We start from the raw sequence: 17,163 nt of genomic DNA, 5'->3' as shown, positions 1-17,163 counted from the left end.
AGGGGGGCGAAAAGCCTCTGCTTCTCTGAAAGTGTGTAACTGCCTGGTACTGAAGACTATTTTAAAGTGCGGCAGATAAAACACAACTTCCCGCTGTACCCATCAAACCAACCTCTTTGAGGTTTGCCGGCAGAAGAACGGTTTGTCCCAGTGCAATATTTATCATTCCACCGCTCCATTTTAGCTTTGCTGAACCTGCTACCACACTTAAAGCCTCAAAAGAGTCCTTGGGGAATACAGGAATCTCACCCTTTGAAAAAAAAGAGTATTCTTCAAGGGTGAAATCGGAGCAACAACAGCGTAAACGCCGGCTGCAAAAGGGAGTATCTATAATTACAGATGGTTCAGGAATATGAACTTTACCACCCTTAAGGTTTAGGATCTTCAATGCCTCATCAAGGTGAAGTTCACGTCCCTTTCCTTCATCATCTTTTCGATTCCAGTCATAAAGCCGAAGGGTTATATCTGATTCTTCCTGGACTTCATATATTAGGGCTCCGCCAAGAATTGCATGAACCGTACCACCCGGAATAAAAACCACATCCCCTTTTTTAACCGGTATATAGTTGAGTAGGTGGTGTAGTGTACCGTTAAGAACAGCCTGTTTTACCTCTTTTTCTGTTACATCACGATTAAAACCCGCAATTATCTCTGCTTCCGGCATTGCATCAATGATATACCAACACTCAGTTTTACCGTTTTCTCCCCAGCCATGTATTTGGGCCTGAGATTTATCAGGGTGTACCTGAACAGAAAGGTTCTCTGTTGCATCAATAAATTTTAGTAACAGAGGAAACCCCGAACGTTTCAGACAGCGTTTTCCGGCAAAAGAGATTGGATCTGATATGAAAAGGTCTGTTAAGGTTTTACCTTTGAACTCACCCCCACAAGCAATCGATTGACTGTCTCCCCATCCACTCAACTCCCAGGACTCACCAATAGGAATTGAAGGCGGAAGAGTCTTGTTTAATTTCTTCTCAAGAGAACGTCCACCCCAGATTTTTTCCTTCAATATTGGTTTAAAGATTGCCGGAGAATATGAGTATAGAGACATTTTCTTAGCCGATTCCTTTTTACAGTATGAATAATAGTTAAAAATAGTGTACGAACATAGTTGAAATGAAGTAAAAATACAAAGAAGGGGAAAAAAGCGGGCTTTGGGCGTTATTTCGTTCAAATCTGGTGGTAAAATAACTGAAGCGATGGGGGTTGTTATACGATCAGATTTTTTTTGTACTATAATGCTTATGCTCAAATGCTTTAACTGGCAAAGAAGGAATGTATAACTGTGAACTAAGATAAAAGCTGTAGGTGCAAAGACCTTTATTTAGACTAATTATTTAGGGAGAATCGTGATTTCAGGATGGAGAACATAATAATAACAAATAAGCAGATGTTTAGGTGTAAGTATTGCAAGTTTTAAATAGTAGACTGATAATTGAAAATTTCCCCTAATCTCTATATGAATTTTAATTCTTGATTTTACATTTTATAGCTTCGTAACAGAATGGTAAAAAATTATCAGAGGTAGTGCTTATGAAAACTGTATGTCGTCAAGTCCTGTCGGATGTTTTCAAACTCACCGACATCTTACTGCTTATTACTGCACTATTAATTGCAGATGTTATATCCAATCAACCGGTATCTATTTCAAGGCTTGCGGATGTAATATCTCCTCGTATATCTGTTTTCAATGGAGTTTTGGGAACTTTAATTCTTCTTATTTGGCATTTAGTTTTTCTTTGGTTTGGCTCCTATAATTCAAAAAGGTTTATATCATTATTTGATGAGTTTATACTTTTACTCAGGGCGGTTTTTTTCTGCACGGTGTTATTAGCGGTGATTGACTATCTCAGACCTACTGAGTTGGTTAGCATTTCTTTTATTTACTTATTCTTTTGGATCAGTTTGACCATTCTTTTCTCTTTTAGAATATTTCTGCGCTTTGTACTCGGTTTTCTTCGGGCCAAGGGCAGAAATCTGCGTTACATACTGATAGCCGGGACAGGAAAAAGAGCACTGGCATATGCACGATACATGGAAAAAAATCCTCAGATAGGATATTCTGTCCTGGGTTTTATAGATAATGAATGGCATGGGGAAACACCACTTGGGACAGGTATGCCACAAATTGTGTGTAGCTTTGAGGATTTTTCTTCTTATCTAAGGGATAATGTTGTTGATGAGGTGGTAATCTGCCTTCCCATCAAGACCTGTTATCAGAAGATACTCATGATTTTGAAAATAGCCGAGGAGCAGGGGACTGTAATTAGAATGTCAACTGATCTTTTTAACCTTAAGGCAGCAAAATCAAGGGTGGAACATATAGATGAACGCAACCCGCTTATCACAATAGTAACAGGAGCGATGTATAGGAGGATGGTATTGGTAAAATCACTGATAGATTTTGCTGCATCCTTACTTCTAGTCGTAATTCTATTACCGGTATTTATAGCTGCTGCTTTAGCAATTAAGTTTTCAAGTCGGGGGCCTGTATTCTTTAAACAGTCAAGAGTAGGGATGAACAAAAGGGTTTTTGAAGTTCTTAAGTTTCGTACCATGGTAACAGATGCAGAGCAGAGGCTTGAACAAATCGCTCATTTAAATGAGCGCAAAGATGGAGCCGCCTTCAAGATTAAAATGGACCCCAGAGTTACTCCGGTTGGGAAAATTCTAAGAAAATTTAGTATAGATGAATTACCGCAACTTTTCAATGTGCTTAAGGGGGATATGTCACTGGTTGGTCCAAGACCACTTCCTATCCGTGACTTTAATGAGTTCAATGAAGACTGGCAGCGTAGACGTTTTTCAGTAAAACCAGGTATTACCTGTATATGGCAGGTCTCGGGGAGGGATAATATTACCTTCGAACAGTGGATGAAAATGGATATGAGATATATAGATGAGTGGTCGTTGTGGCTGGATTTAAAAATTCTGCTTAAAACGGTTCCTGTGAGTATTTTAGGAGTTGGGGCTTCGTGACACCATCAGAAAATGGGTTACTGGAACTCAAAACAACAATATTGGGGTAGGCGTAAGTGCAATTGCAGAGCCTTGAAGTTCAAAGGTGAGAAGGCAGACCGGTGGCTTGGGATGGTTGGGGTCTCAAGCACACCGTGTGTATTTGGTTATCGGGAGAGTTGGGTAGGGTAAACTAATGTACAAGGAATAAAGTATAAACAAATGTAGTAAGCATCCCCCTAAATTTTGGGTTTTTGACCTATAGTGCTATAGCAAAAAACAGTTGGGCGTATATGTGTTTTAAATAATAAACGAAAAAATTGCATCAGTTACTACTATTACGAATATTCCTGCCACAACGCTTGCGGTTGTTTCTTTCCCCACAGCTTCTGCACCACCCTTAACTTTGAAACCATAATAGGCACCGATCCATATAATTAGCCAAGCGAAAACGAATGACTTTGAGACTCCTGCCAATACATCTCTAAAGTGCAAATGTTTAAGCAGTTCGCTCCAGAAAAGGGCTGAGGTAATATCAAGATATACAAGACCTATTAAATAACCCCCAAATATTCCAGCAGCGGTTGCCAGGGCAGAAAGCAGAGGCATTGTGATTGTTATGGCCCAAAACTTTGGAACTACTACAAACTGTACCGGATTGATTCCCATTGTTTGAAGGGCTTCGAGTTCTTCTCCAACACCCATAGTGGCAATTTCTGCAGTTGTTGCACTTCCTGTTCGTCCTGCCAGAATAATAGCTGTAAGTAGAGGTCCCATTTCTCTTACCATAGTAATACCGATTAGTGGGGCCAGAAATACTCCTGCACCGAAATTTTTAAGCTGCATTGCAGTTTGGAGTGCCAGTACTACCCCCACAAGAAATGATAAAAGTGTAATGATTCCCAGGGCTTTAAAGCCTAATTGGTACATCTGCTCTCCAAGAGCTCCTTTTTTTATATCTCTACGCTTGATGGTTCCAATAGTACCCCAATAGAGCATCTCAACCAGTACAGAGAGAGCCTTTAAACAAGACTGGTAGCTTTTGATAAATCTATCCCCAACAGAGTAAAAGTACCCAGGTTTTGGAGCTGGCGTAGGATTATGGCTCTTTTCAGGGCTAGAATTGAGCTCTTTTACAATATTGGGCGGGGCGTTTTTGAGTACCAATTTTCCGCCACTGAGGGTATGAAGAGAGTGTAACAGGCGAAGAAAGCAGATACCGGAAGAATCGATTTTTCTGGTTTGGGAAAGATCAACAGTAGTTTTGTTGCTGTGATCACCTTTAAGTAGACCGCAGGATTCGACCCAGGTCCGATCCAGAAAAGGTGGCCCTTTAATGACTTTTTCATCTTTGGGGGTCAGTTTCATTTTCTGCTCCATGGGAGGGATACATCAAAAATGGGATCTGAAGTATGTATTGCTTCAATATTTCGCTTCAGGTATCCGTAATAGATTACTGAAAATTGTGTCTCTCAGTGTATTTACACTCTTCAGTGTGTCTGAATCACATTTAAGGTAAAATACATGAGTGCTACACCTGAAGGTATGCAGTAGAGAGAAAAAGGGTAAGATAATTGTATGGTTGACCATTCGGTAGCACAGGAAGTAAACGTTCGCAAAAATAATTTTGTGTACAGGAGATGTCAATGTCAAATTGTAAGTGTTTGATATAAAGCAGTATGCGAGTGGTCAGTGCTTTTTTTGTGTGATCTTCAGATATTAAAAGAATATAAATAGATTGCTTTTTTACCCATTTCTCGATATATTATATGCCTATCAAGGTCAAGATAAAAATTAAAAAAAGATAGCTCTATTCCTTTCTTCTATTTTCCCAGTCGGAGGACTTCTCAATATGCAGTTACCAAAATCGAGGCGGCGTCAGAAACTACGGGAGAAAAAGTGTCAGTATCCAGGATGCGGAAAAATATTTTTTGGGATTCATATCTCAAAATACTGCCCTGAGCATCGTCAGGATCGCTATAGGATACGCAAGCGCACAAAACCCGAAGACGTCAATATCAAAAATCAGACCTTCAAACATAACTATACAGAAGTAGTAACTATGGTTATGAACTGTGCCCTTGAAGGTTGTGATCATCAGTTTGAAGTTAAAATATACCCCAGGCAGTATATCTATCCCAAGTATTGTCCGGAGCATCGTAACGAGTATAAACGAGTTCGTCACCTTCAGCAGATTGGTCGGGAAGATCTGATCGACGAAATGAAGAAAGATGGCGAGAGTTTTGAATATGATCATGCAGGTAGCAATAAAGAAACCAAATCAGAAGCTGATGTAGCCTGATTGTTTAAGTTTTGAAGTGGATACCTGGTGTAGGGTATTCGCTTCTTTTATCTACTTCTCCTAACTTTCCAAGCTATTCATAGCCGCCTTTCTTTAAATTCCACACCATTTTTTTGTTCACTGCCAATGGGGTAAAAGAAAATACTTTTGATTTATGACTTCAAATCCTATTTTCTAACATACTATACTATAGGATCTTTGTGCACAATATACTTACAATTGTATTCTAAGCTAAAAGAAATCATTCAATTTGGAAATAATCTTAAAATATGAAATCATATCACGAGTCGGTTGCTCAGGTCAGTGAGGGTGTAGCTCACTTTTTCAAATCTGTTTTTACCTCTGTGGAGATTGATGGGCCAGCGGTTGATGGTGAACAGGTTCAAAAAAACCCTGTAATGGTGGTTAGTACGCATCGCAGTCATGTGGATTACTTTTTAGCTGGTAAGATCCTTTATTTTAAAGGGTTTAGAAATCTTAGGTTTGCTGCGGGTGATAATCTTACAAAGTTACCCTGGATAGGCCCGAAGTTCAGGAATTTTGGTGCTTTTACCGTATCCAGGAGTAATGGGTTTGAGCGTAACTATGTACGCAATCTCTGCAATGATGTTGTGGAGATGATGCAAAATGGAGATACGGTGCTTGTGTTTCCTGAAGGTGGGAGAAGTTACAGTGGTGAGATGCTTCCGATACGGGGGGGGATACTAAATGCTGCTATTATTCTTCAGGCCAGATATCCAGATAAAGATATAACTATTTTACCCATGTCAGTTTCCTATGAGCGGGCCCCAGATGTACCGTGGTTTTCTTTATTACTTAAAGCAAAGAAGTATCGTAAGAAAAACACCCCTGTTTTTAAGCGTCTTTTAGGCAACATTTTTTATTTTGGCGCAGATGTTATGGCGTTTTTTCCGGTATTTTTTTACAAGATATTCAAACGTAAATATGGAGCGATCTACTGTGATTACGGGGAACCCTTTTCTGTTCGGGAACGTTTGGATATAGAGAAAAACAGAAATACAAAAACAAGGGACGAGTTTTTTGCTCATCGCCAGTCACTGGATCAACTTAGTGCTCAGGTTCACGATACCTTTTTATCTCTTTACAGAATTCTTCCAGTTCATGTTGTATCGAGAGCTATAAATGATAATGGGGCAGATCTGTTTAGTAATGAAGAGTGTGAAAAGAAGGTTTCATTCGCCAGGGATGAGGCAAAGAGTAAGGGGTTAAATGTTAGGTCAGTAGAATCGGTTTCATGCAAAGTATTGGTACAGAAGGGACTTGAGCAATTAGAGAAACTCAAAGCTATAAAAAGGACATCCAGTGGTATAAAGGTAGTAAGGTCAGATCTTATAAATTACTATTCATCTGCGCTTAATCTCTGCCGTGAGGAGAAGAAGATAGATGTCATTTGAAGATTATTTAGTTATACCAACCGTAATAGAACTAAAATCTACCGATAAAACAGAGGCGCTTAGGGAACTTGCTCTTGGAGTATGTAAAGCAGCTGATGTTCGCAGACAAAAAGCAGTGATAGATGAGATGCTTAAGAGGGAAGAAAGCTCTTCAACGTTTATCGGTCATGGGCTTGCGCTTCCGCAGACAAGGGCTCCCATTAAGCAGGAGTTTGCAATTGCAGTAGGCAAAAGTTCTGCTGGAATACCCTATGATGCCGCCCGCAATGCTTTAGCACAGATAGTGGTTCTTTTGGTGGCTCGGGAGGATGCGGATACAAACAGGCAGGTACAGATACTTTCTGAGTTGGCTACCTTTTTTAAATCCAGCGAAATCAGAGATCTTATAATTAAAAGTGAAACCCCTGTGGATATGAGAGCTGTGGTGCTTGCTCTTAAAAAGGGTGGAGTTGATGAAAAACCTTCTCGCCCAGCAAAAAAGCCAGCTGGACCGGTTCTTTCCTCAGCGATGGTCCTTGCCAGAGAAACAAAATCTTCGGCAATAATGATATTTGCAGATTGTGTAAAAGAGAATGATTTTCTCGAACAAACGAGAAGTAAAAATCGTATCATTATTGTTACGAATAACAAAACAAGGTTTGATCCCACAAAAGATAAACGTATTATAGGCGTAGTTCAGGCGCCACCGATTCCCGCATCGCGTACCGGGCAGATAAAAATAGGTATTCTCCTTGCACTTTCCCGAAACCTCTTAACTAAGGAGGATAAAATTGTTTGTGTATCTGGCAACAGCAAAAATAACCAGTTTGATACCATTGTAGCGATTGATGTGGCGCTTGAGTATGATTTTTTCTTTCTTAACTCACAAGACCTTTTGCCACCTGACGTAAAACCCGAGGTTTTGGAACGGGTGATTGGGCTTGCGGGAGAAATTGCTGTTGAAGGGAGAGAAGGTAAACCAGCGGGTACAATTTTTGTACTTGGGGATACCAATTCGGTGAATGCGTATGTAAGGCAATTAATAATCAATCCATTTCGTGGATACAGTGAAGCAGAACGAAATATAATGGATCCGGGATTGGCAGAGACTATAAAGGAGTTTGCAAGCATTGATGGGGCGTTTATTGTTACCGGGGACGGAATTGTGCTGTCGGCCGGCAGTTACTTAAGGCCTCAGCCAATAAAGGAAGTTGAACTTTTACCCGGTGGTCTTGGAGCGCGTCATATCGCTGCAGCAGGAATAACTGCTTGCACCAACTGTCTTGCGATTACAATCTCAGAGTCGACCGGGATGGTTACCCTATTTAAAGGTGGGGCAATGATGATGTCTCTTTCACGTCCGGTTTCAAAGGATGGTGATAAGGTACAAAGTTATCCTTAATCAAAATTACCTTTTACTAATGCAGGTTTAACAGTTACTATCTAAAATAAATACAGGAGATTCAAAATGCAGAAGGTATGGTTTGATGATCGGTTTATGTCAGATTTTGTTTCCAGTGATGAACTTGAACACTATAATCCAGCTGTTGAATCTGCACAGAAAATGCTTGAGAACAAATCAGGTCCTGGTAATGATTTCCTTGGCTGGCTTGAATTACCCAAAGCTATAGACCCAGCGACTCTTAAGCAAATAAGCGAAAAGGCAGAGCAGATTCGTTCAAAAGCCGATGTTCTTATTTGTGTCGGTATCGGTGGATCCTATCTGGGTGCAAAGGCTGCAATAGAATATCTCTCACCATCTTTTGAGCAGATGCGCAAGCCTCAGATTATTTTTGCTGGTCATACTATTAACTCCGATTATCTTTCAGACCTTCTTGAGTCGCTAAAAGATAAAGAAGTAGCGGTCAATGTCATCTCAAAAAGTGGTACAACCACCGAACCGGGTATTGCTTTTAGAGTGATACGTCACTGGATGGAACAGCGTTATGGCAGAAAGGAAGCTGCGAGCCGTATCATTGCGACTACAGATCCTTCAAAAGGCGCTTTACGTAAACTTGCAAATGAAGAAGGATATTCTGCTTTTGAGATCCCCGGAGACGTGGGTGGTAGATTTTCTGTGCTTACACCTGTGGGATTGTTTCCTATTGCAGTTGCAGGAATAGACATTAAAAAATTGATGGAGGGGGCTTCTCAGGGGTACGACCTTTTTAAGGGAAGGGATATTCAGAGCAATATCGCTGGGCGTTATGCTGCGATGCGAAATATTCTGTTCAGGCGAGGTTACACAACAGAGGTAATGGCAACATTTCAACCGCAACTACACTTCATTAACGAATGGTGGAAGCAGCTTGCAGGCGAAAGTGAAGGTAAAGATGGTACCGGAATATTTCCTGCCGGACTTGATTATACAACTGACCTTCACTCTCTGGGTCAGTGGATGCAGGAGGGAGTAAGGTCGGTATTTGAGACTTTTATGCTTATCAAAAATACTCGTTCGTCTATTTGTGTACCGGCTTTTGATGATGACAGTGATGGATTGAATTATCTCGCGGGTAAGACATTCGAGGATATAAACAATAAAGCGTACCAGGGGACACTGCTTGCCCATTTAGATGGTGGTGTTCCTGTTTCCACATTAATGCTTGAGGATAGAAGTGAGCAAACACTTGGTCAGCTGTTCTATTTTTTTGAAAAAGCGGTTGCACTATCCGGCTATATTCTAAGGGTAAATCCTTTCGATCAACCTGGTGTTGAAGCATATAAAAAGAACATGTTTGCTCTTCTGGGTAAAGCAGGATTTGAGAAACAGCGCGAAGCTCTTGCGCAAAGAACAAAGGATATGGGTGTATGAAATCATTTAGAAAAGAGCTCACGTTTAAAACTCCCCATAGACGGGATTACTTAAATATTACTCCCGATGTGCAAAAAGCACTGTTAGAAAGTGGAATAAAAGAGGGGTTGTGCCTGGTAAATGCAATGCATATTACTGCAAGCGTGTATATAAATGATGATGAAAGTGGTCTCATCGCAGACTTTGACGATTGGCTTGAAAACCTTGCTCCGCACGAACCTATATCACAGTATCGTCATAATGGTGCAGAGGATAATGCTGATGGACATCTTAAGCGCCAGGTTATGGGTCGAGAAGTTGTGGTAGCTGTTAGTAATGGTAAGCTTGATTTTGGGCCCTGGGAGCAGATTTTCTATGGTGAATTTGATGGTCGGCGTTCAAAAAGGGTACTTGTAAAAATCATAGGTGAATGAAAAAACTACTGCTGCATTATGTTCATGCAGCAGTAGTCGTAAAACTCTATTTGGTTTTAAAGATTAACTGTAGTACCCCGTAATGATACACGGGTTAAACTGAGTTTGTTCAGGTGAAAAAAAAATCGAAAGGCAAAAGTGATCTATCCGACTTTTGAAGAGGTGAAGAAAGCGTCTTGTGGTGCTAATGTCATCCCGATTTGCAAAACTATACTTGCCGATACAGAGACTCCGGTATCAACATGGTTGAAACTGTTCAGCAGCGATAAATATAGTTTCCTTCTTGAGAGTGTAAGTGGAGGGGATACCGTTGCACGGTATTCATTTCTTGGTGGAAATCCCTTTGCTACCTTCAGTGCTTCAGGGGAAAACTGGGTTTATGAATCGAGCACAAAGCGGGAAACTGGCAATGGTGATCCGGTAACAGCATTACGTAAGCATTTTGCAGAATATAAGGTAACTGCATCAGGTGCTATTCCAAGATTTTCGGGAGGAGCTGTAGGATATTTTGCCTATGATTCAATCCGTTTTAAGGAAAATATACCGGACAAAAATGACAAAAAAGATCCGCTTTACGATATCTTTTTTGGGTTTTACAGGGATATTGTTGCATTCGATAACAGGGAGAACCGACTTCTTTTAATAAGTAATATCGTTCTTGAAAACAATTGCTCAGATATAAAACGCGAATACGAAAACGCTATTCTGTCCATAGAAAAAATGGAACAGCGTTTAATAAACGGAACCGTGGATTCATCAATTATAATTGGCAAATCCGGTGATATTAAATCTAATGTACTTAAAGAAGAATACGAAGATGCAGTAGAGAAGTGCAGGGAGTATATAAGGGCTGGCGATATTTTTCAGGTTGTGCTTTCGCAACGATTTTCTGTAGAAGTAGAAGCAAAGCCGTTTGATCTTTATAGAATTTTAAGGGTTGTTAATCCTTCGCCTTACATGTACTATCTTAATCTCGATGATACTTCAGTAATCGGTGCTTCACCGGAGATGCTTGTGCGAGTTGAGGATGGTAAGGTTGAAACAAGGCCAATAGCCGGTACCCGCAGGCGAGGTGAAAGTGAAGCCAGGGATGAAGAGCTGATAAAAGATTTAAAGAGTGATCCTAAAGAGATTGCAGAGCATGTTATGCTCGTAGACTTAGGTAGAAACGATGTGGGGCGAGTAAGTAACTACGGCACATTAAAAATTGATGATATGATGCACATAGAAAAGTATTCACATGTGATTCATTTAGTCACCAATGTGTCGGGTGAGTTAAAGAACGGTTGTGACGCATTTGATGCTCTTTTTTCATGTTTTCCTGCAGGTACACTTTCGGGGGCACCCAAAATAAGAGCTATGGAAATTATTGATGAGCTGGAAAACGTAAAAAGAGGTTTGTATGGGGGAGCTCTTGGTTATATTGACTTTAACGGTAATATGGATACCTGCATTGTAATCCGCACAATACTTTATCACAATGGTAAAGCATATATTCAGGCTGGTGCTGGAATCGTTGCAGACTCTGTGCCCCAAAAAGAATACCAGGAAACGGTAGATAAAGCATCCGCACTTTTTTCATCAATAAAAAGAGCAGCTGAAATTGCCGGAAGTGATTCTACTAAATGCGATACTAAGAAAGCGGAGCAGAAATGCTGACTATAATAGATAACTATGATTCTTTTACATATAATTTGGTGCAGTATTTTGGTGAGTTATATAACGGGCCGATTTCAATCCACAGAAATGATTCCATAGATGTTGATGAAATAAAGGAGATGGGGCCTTCTGCAATAGTTATCTCCCCTGGGCCATGTACTCCAAAAGAAGCTGGCGTTTCGGTTGACGTAATAAAAGAGCTTGGAAAAAAAGTCCCTGTTTTGGGTGTCTGTCTTGGGCACCAATCAATTGGCTATGCATTTGGTGGAAAAGTAATCAGAGCACCTTATCTTATGCATGGAAAGGTCTCATCGGTCTTTCATAACCAAAGAGGCATTTATGCCGGAATACCTTCACCTTTTACCGCTACCAGATATCATAGCCTTATAGTTGAAAAGAAGAGCTGTCCTGATTGTCTTAACATTGTGAGTAGTACAGAAGATGGCATCATAATGGGATTCGAGCATAAGACGTATCCAATATTTGGTGTGCAATATCATCCTGAGTCGATCCTTACTGAGCATGGAAAAACATTACTTGGGAACTTTTTAACGCTTGCAGGATTAGAAATCTCAAAAAGAGCAGAAGTAATATGAATGAAGTGTTAAAACGAATTCTTGCAGAGAAAAAACGAGAAGTCCATTCTCTAAGAGATATGCGTAGTCGGTTTGGTGGACGTACATCAGAGCCCCGTAGTTTTTCGGGTGGACTCAGAAATAAAGACCGCCTCTCTATTATTTCTGAGGTAAAAAAGGCATCACCGTCTAAAGGGGTAATATGTGAAAACTTTGATCCGGTAAATATTGCTTCAATCTATAAGCAAGGTGGAGCAGATGCCATATCTGTCTTAACAGATTCTAAATTTTTTCAGGGACATTGGAAGTATTTAGTTGATGTAAGAGAAAGTGTAAATCTACCGGTTCTAAGAAAAGATTTTATTATTGATACCTTGCAGGTTGAGCAAAGTGCTGCTTTGGATGCAGATGCGATTCTACTAATTGTTGCAGCGTTGGATGATCACCAATTGTTTGATCTTTACCAGGCAGCTTCTGATTTGAGAATGGAGCAATTGATTGAGATTCATACGTTACCTGAATTGGAAAGAGCTATGAAACTTGATCCATCACTCCTTGGAATAAACAACAGAGATCTTACAACTTTCAATGTGGATATTGATGTTACACTCAGGCTGATTAAGCATATCCCTTCGGAGGTAACAGTTATATCTGAGAGCGGAATCAGTACCGTTGATGAATCTGTTACTCTACGTAGCGCCGGTGTAAACGGATTATTGGTGGGAGAAACTCTTATGAGAAGTAATGATCCGGCATCAATGATAAGAAAACTATCTCTTAATCCAGGAGCTTAACGATGAATATAAAAGTAAAGTTTTGTGGAATAACAAGGTATGAAGATGCAAAAATTGCGGTTAACCTTGGAGCTAACGCCCTTGGCTTTATATTTTATCCATCCAGCCCACGTTATGTTCATCCTGCTCAGGCATTGAAAATAATAAAACAACTTCCCCCGTTTATATCCAAAGTTGGAGTATTTGTTAATGAAGAAATCGATACAGTACGTCGTATTGTAAAAGAATTCGGGATTGATGCAGTTCAACTTCACGGTTCCGAAACTCCCGAATATTGTAACTCTTTATGCACTGTACCTGTAATCAAAAGTTTTTCCGTACAGCCGGATTCCGATGTAACACCGTTGAGTAATTACGATGTGAGCGCTTTTCTTTTAGATACCTGGGATCCGGAGTGTCATGGTGGTAGTGGTAAAACATTTGATTGGTCTATTGCAAAGAATGCATGCAATTGTTACCAAAATGTTATTCTCGCAGGAGGACTTGGTCCATCAAATATCGCGGAAGCAGTCTTGGCAGTAGAACCTTATGCAGTAGATGTAAACAGTGGAGTTGAGATCAGCCCAGGTGTGAAAAATCCTGTTAAGATGAGAGAGGTTATGAAGACGATCAGAAGTTTGAAAGGTTCCTGAAGTTATAAATCAATGAATTGTTATACTAATACTCTTTCCCTTTATATACACATCCCCTTTTGTTTAAAAAAATGCCGCTACTGTGATTTCTACTCTGTTCCCTTTAATACGGAACTGGCACAGAGGTATACAAGTGCCTTAGTCAGGGAATGGGAATTAATAAAGAAAACCCTGCCGTCGGAGCCAAAAATTACGACCATTTTTATGGGCGGCGGTACACCTTCCTTGCTTGGAAAAAATGATTGGATCTTCCTTAAGGAGAGACTTTTTTCAAAATTAGACTTGAGTTCACTCAAAGAGTGGACTGTGGAAGTTAATCCTGAGACATTCTGTGAAGAAAAGGCTTACCTGTGGGCTGAAAATGGCGTTAATCGTCTTACTTTTGGCGTCCAGTCCCTTAATGAACGGGAACTTAGTATTTGTGGGCGGACCCATAGTGCTAAAAAGGCTTCTGAAGTCTTAAATAATTGCACGCTAAATATATTTAAGTCAATTGGGGTGGATGTTATTTTCGGACTTCCAGGTCAAGGAATTGATTCATTAAAAGATAGTCTAGCTTTGATTCTTGAAAATTCTAAAGTTAAGCACCTTTCCGCATATGAACTAACTATTAATGAAAATACTCCTTTTGGTAGGCATAGGAAATTTTTACCTCTTCCAGAGGAAAAGGTCTTGATAGAGATGCATAGTCTTGTTTCAAATGTATGTAACGATTTTAACTTTCAGCAATACGAGATATCTAACTACTCTTTATCAGGATACCAATCCTGTCATAATCTTGCATACTGGGACCATAAGCCTTATATTGGTTTAGGATGTTCGGCACACTCATACATTCACCCAAACCGGTGGGCAAACATTGAAGATATAACAGGTTACCTTAACTCTATCGACTCTGGTAAACCAGCAATTGAATACCAGGAAGAAATTTGTAAAAAGGAACTCTCAACAGAACTTATATATCTTGGTTTAAGGAAAAATATCGGATTAGATGAGAAGAGATATTTAGAACTGACCGGGCAGGATTTTTATAACGATGTCAGAAAGGCTAAGTTGGAAAAATTTGTTTCTGACGGACTTTTGATATATAGTTTAAACCGATACTGGTGCCTTACAGATAAGGGGAGAATAGTTTCCAACAGAGTAGTCGGAGAACTCATTTAACATCCGGTTTTCTATCATCTTTTTTTGATATTAACTTTTCCAGAGTAAGAATGAAAATTCTAAGATCAAAGTTTTCATTCATAACTGCTAATTGTTCCGATTCAGTAAAATCATTAGTATTAGAAGTGACGACCAGGAGTGGTGAAAAATAGTACCTGGTATCTTCTGATCCATGACCAATGATTTTAGAATAAGTGTCAATATCTTGAACGCTAACTGTATCACCACCCCAAAGTATGAGACAGTCAAATTTATTATCTAACTCAGCCGTGTTTTGAGTTGGACTAACAATTTCTACTCCCCAACCATGCTTACTGAGATAAATACTCGGTGCTATGAACATGTCCCTTTTAAAATTTACGATACCAATTTGATGACCTGAAGCATGAAGCTTTGTCTGTTCTTCTTCATCAAGCTTAAGCATCCTTTTAAACGATACAATTTGATTGGTAACGTGTTCAATAAATTGATTTGTAATCCCAGCCCTTATTCCTGCTTTCAAAAAATGTTCTTTAGAAACCGCGTATATATACTCATCACATTCTTTACCGGTTATTAAACTTTTGGCCAGCAGGTTACTTAAGCCAACACAAAAAGCAAATTTACTATCATTTTTACTAAGGCTTTCTGGTTTTATATCCTGAATTTTATCCTGCATAACAATAACATCGGTAACAGGTTGAGGTAATTTCCATTTAGGAAACAGAGCAGCAATAAGGTCGTTATGTGTTATTCCCATCTCGGTTTTTTCGCATTGAATAAAGCTACTGCCTTCATTTACCGTTTTCTGAAGAACTGTGTCGAAAATATCGGGAAAGAATTCATCATATATAATTATTCCAAAGTCATGTAGTAAACCCGCTAAAAATGCCTCCTCTGTATTGATGTTTGATATTTGACGAGCTAATGCTTCAGAAATAACAGCAACAGACAGCGAATGATTCCAGAACGCGATTCTACTAAAACCAAAAGATTTACGGTTTTTATCTAACAAATTGATCACCGTCATACTCATCACAATCTTCTTGGTCTCATTGAACCCGATTCTTACGATAGAATCTTTTATTGAAGTTATCCGTCTGGACGAGCTTGCGAAAAAAACAGAATTGGATAACTTTAAGATATGGGTGGCAATCACAGGGTCTGCTGTAATCGCTTTTGCCAAATGTGCAGCTCCAGTTCTGTCGTCCTGAGTCAGGTGCAGTACCCGTGCAACAGTGAAGGGAAAAGCCATTAACGAAGAAACATGATCTGACATAATTTCGATTTTTTGAGTACCAGGTATATCAGAACACAGTAACTTGTTAAGGTCGTTTTGTTTACTATTTGGCTTGGGATCTTTTTCTATCTTTTTATTTGATGCTTTCAAAAATTGATCTATCACATTAACTAAGGCTGAAAATTTCAGCGGTCTTTGAAGATAGGTGCAGATACCGAGTTGTGATAATGAGCGTTTTTCTATTTCACTGAGTCTAATTCCGTAACCAATAATGGGTATAGATTTAGTTTTTTTATGGCCTTTGATTAACCCACAGAAATGGAGCTGCTCGTGAGCCTGTCGTGGCAATTCAAGCAGTACCAGGTCCGGCAGGTACTGAATGATCGTGAGATAGTTCTTGTATACTGGCTCGGCAAGTAAAACTTTTATACCGCGCTGCTCAAGGGCGAGCTTAAGGATCTGTTTTTCTTTATTATTACCGCAGATAAGTACGATACAAACCACAGGAAAGACCTTAAAAAGTGTTCATTAGAAGAAAAGGTATACTAATTTAAAGAGTATATGATAAAAGTGATTAGGGGTCAATATTAAAGAGATTTAAGTATGAAAGCACGACCATTTTTACTGTTTCATTATTATTTAGGCTGTTTTGTGTGCTGTACCATGGTTTAGTGTATTGGTGATTGAATTCAGTATGTACTCACCTATCCCTTACGGAATTAAGTAGGTATATAGGAATGAAGAGGCACGCCTAATACACTGAATAGATTCAATGTAAGAGTCCTCAGGTACATTCAATCATCCAAATGCAAAACAGGGGTGAATGGGTGCTCAATGCATTATCAGCATAGGAGGGAAATTCTATGCTGAAATGGAGAACCTTGCTGGTTTACTATAGATGTTTTCCTAGTGGTAATAGACGGATAGTTTTGGACCGTTTTTTTTAAGGCCGATTGGATTACATTACCAGTTTTATTGCCTTGAGATATAATGAATATAATACCGTAACGTTTTTATGAAACCAATAGGTGATTTCTGCGCACTGACCGCAAAAACAGTAAGTTTCTGGCTTTCGGGGAAGGGTTTAGCGTTTAGGAGTTGAATAATTCCCATAAGTTTTATGTACAGCTGTCTATAGCAAAATGTCACAATAGCTGTTAAAAAAGGTGTCAGTATGGCTATGATTTCACAAAGTGAAATTGATTATTGAATTGTATCCATGTCTCTCAATTAAACGT

Annotated in this window: 14 protein-coding genes; 11 read left to right on the top strand and 3 right to left on the bottom strand. The window is 39.5% G+C overall.

Features of this window, described 5'->3' with window-relative positions; translation table 11 throughout:
* Positions 1 to 61 precede the first annotated feature (61 nt).
* Positions 62 to 1,054, bottom strand: coding sequence for a class I mannose-6-phosphate isomerase (locus QA601_14385; protein MDG5816279.1), 993 nt, complete (start codon positions 1,052 to 1,054; stop codon positions 62 to 64).
* 482 nt (positions 1,055 to 1,536) lie between these two features.
* Here QA601_14385 and QA601_14380 point away from each other — a divergent pair, with 482 nt between their 5' ends.
* Positions 1,537 to 2,982 carry a sugar transferase gene (locus QA601_14380; protein MDG5816278.1) on the top strand — a complete coding sequence of 482 codons (1,446 nt, stop codon included), beginning with the start codon at positions 1,537 to 1,539 and terminating at the stop codon, positions 2,980 to 2,982.
* Between the two features lie 279 nt (positions 2,983 to 3,261).
* On the opposite strand, the gene QA601_14375 is transcribed toward QA601_14380, so the two are convergent.
* Positions 3,262 to 4,329, bottom strand: coding sequence for an MlaE family lipid ABC transporter permease subunit (locus tag QA601_14375; GenBank protein ID MDG5816277.1), 1,068 nt, complete (start codon positions 4,327 to 4,329; stop codon positions 3,262 to 3,264).
* Between the two features lie 484 nt (positions 4,330 to 4,813).
* Between QA601_14375 and QA601_14370 the strand changes: the two genes are divergently transcribed.
* From QA601_14370 to hemW, 10 genes are all read left to right on the top strand, one after another.
* On the top strand, positions 4,814 to 5,263 hold the full coding sequence (locus QA601_14370) for a hypothetical protein (protein MDG5816276.1): 450 nt from the start codon (positions 4,814 to 4,816) through the stop codon (positions 5,261 to 5,263).
* A 269-nt stretch (positions 5,264 to 5,532) separates the two neighbouring features.
* Positions 5,533 to 6,678 (top strand): 1-acyl-sn-glycerol-3-phosphate acyltransferase, encoded by a 1,146-nt coding sequence (locus QA601_14365; GenBank protein ID MDG5816275.1) that lies wholly within the window; start codon positions 5,533 to 5,535, stop codon positions 6,676 to 6,678.
* A complete protein-coding gene (locus QA601_14360) occupies positions 6,668 to 8,059 on the top strand; it encodes a diadenylate cyclase (GenBank protein MDG5816274.1) in 1,392 nt (463 codons plus the stop codon). Before QA601_14365 ends, QA601_14360 begins: the two co-directional genes overlap by 11 nt.
* Before the next feature lie 66 nt (positions 8,060 to 8,125).
* Positions 8,126 to 9,469, top strand: a complete 1,344-nt coding sequence (locus QA601_14355) for a glucose-6-phosphate isomerase (protein MDG5816273.1) — start codon at positions 8,126 to 8,128, stop codon at positions 9,467 to 9,469.
* Positions 9,466 to 9,882 carry a secondary thiamine-phosphate synthase enzyme YjbQ gene (locus tag QA601_14350; protein ID MDG5816272.1) on the top strand — a complete coding sequence of 139 codons (417 nt, stop codon included), beginning with the start codon at positions 9,466 to 9,468 and terminating at the stop codon, positions 9,880 to 9,882. The genes QA601_14355 and QA601_14350 overlap by 4 nt, the downstream gene beginning before the upstream one ends.
* 138 nt (positions 9,883 to 10,020) lie before the next feature.
* Positions 10,021 to 11,541, top strand: coding sequence for an anthranilate synthase component I (gene trpE, locus QA601_14345; protein ID MDG5816271.1), 1,521 nt, complete (start codon positions 10,021 to 10,023; stop codon positions 11,539 to 11,541).
* Positions 11,535 to 12,137: an aminodeoxychorismate/anthranilate synthase component II gene (locus QA601_14340; protein MDG5816270.1), complete on the top strand. Its 603-nt coding sequence runs from the start codon at positions 11,535 to 11,537 to the stop codon at positions 12,135 to 12,137. The genes trpE and QA601_14340 overlap by 7 nt, the downstream gene beginning before the upstream one ends.
* A complete protein-coding gene (gene trpC / locus QA601_14335) occupies positions 12,134 to 12,910 on the top strand; it encodes an indole-3-glycerol phosphate synthase TrpC (GenBank protein ID MDG5816269.1) in 777 nt (258 codons plus the stop codon). The genes QA601_14340 and trpC overlap by 4 nt, the downstream gene beginning before the upstream one ends.
* Positions 12,911 to 12,912: 2 nt before the next feature.
* Positions 12,913 to 13,542 carry a phosphoribosylanthranilate isomerase gene (locus QA601_14330; GenBank protein MDG5816268.1) on the top strand — a complete coding sequence of 210 codons (630 nt, stop codon included), beginning with the start codon at positions 12,913 to 12,915 and terminating at the stop codon, positions 13,540 to 13,542.
* A gap of 12 nt (positions 13,543 to 13,554) precedes the next feature.
* Positions 13,555 to 14,706 carry a radical SAM family heme chaperone HemW gene (hemW, locus tag QA601_14325; GenBank protein MDG5816267.1) on the top strand — a complete coding sequence of 384 codons (1,152 nt, stop codon included), beginning with the start codon at positions 13,555 to 13,557 and terminating at the stop codon, positions 14,704 to 14,706.
* On the opposite strand, the gene QA601_14320 is transcribed toward hemW, so the two are convergent.
* The gene (locus QA601_14320) at positions 14,699 to 16,429 is read right to left on the bottom strand and encodes a response regulator (protein ID MDG5816266.1); all 1,731 of its coding nucleotides are present in this window, start codon (positions 16,427 to 16,429) and stop codon (positions 14,699 to 14,701) included. The two genes, hemW and QA601_14320, sit on opposite strands and share 8 nt — an antisense overlap.
* Positions 16,430 to 17,163: the final 734 nt, after the last annotated feature.

The organism is Chitinispirillales bacterium ANBcel5, assembly GCA_029688955.1.
GTDB classification, from domain to species: Bacteria; Fibrobacterota; Chitinivibrionia; order Chitinivibrionales; family Chitinispirillaceae; genus Cellulosispirillum; species Cellulosispirillum alkaliphilum.
This window is presented reverse-complemented; position numbering and strand designations above follow the sequence as displayed.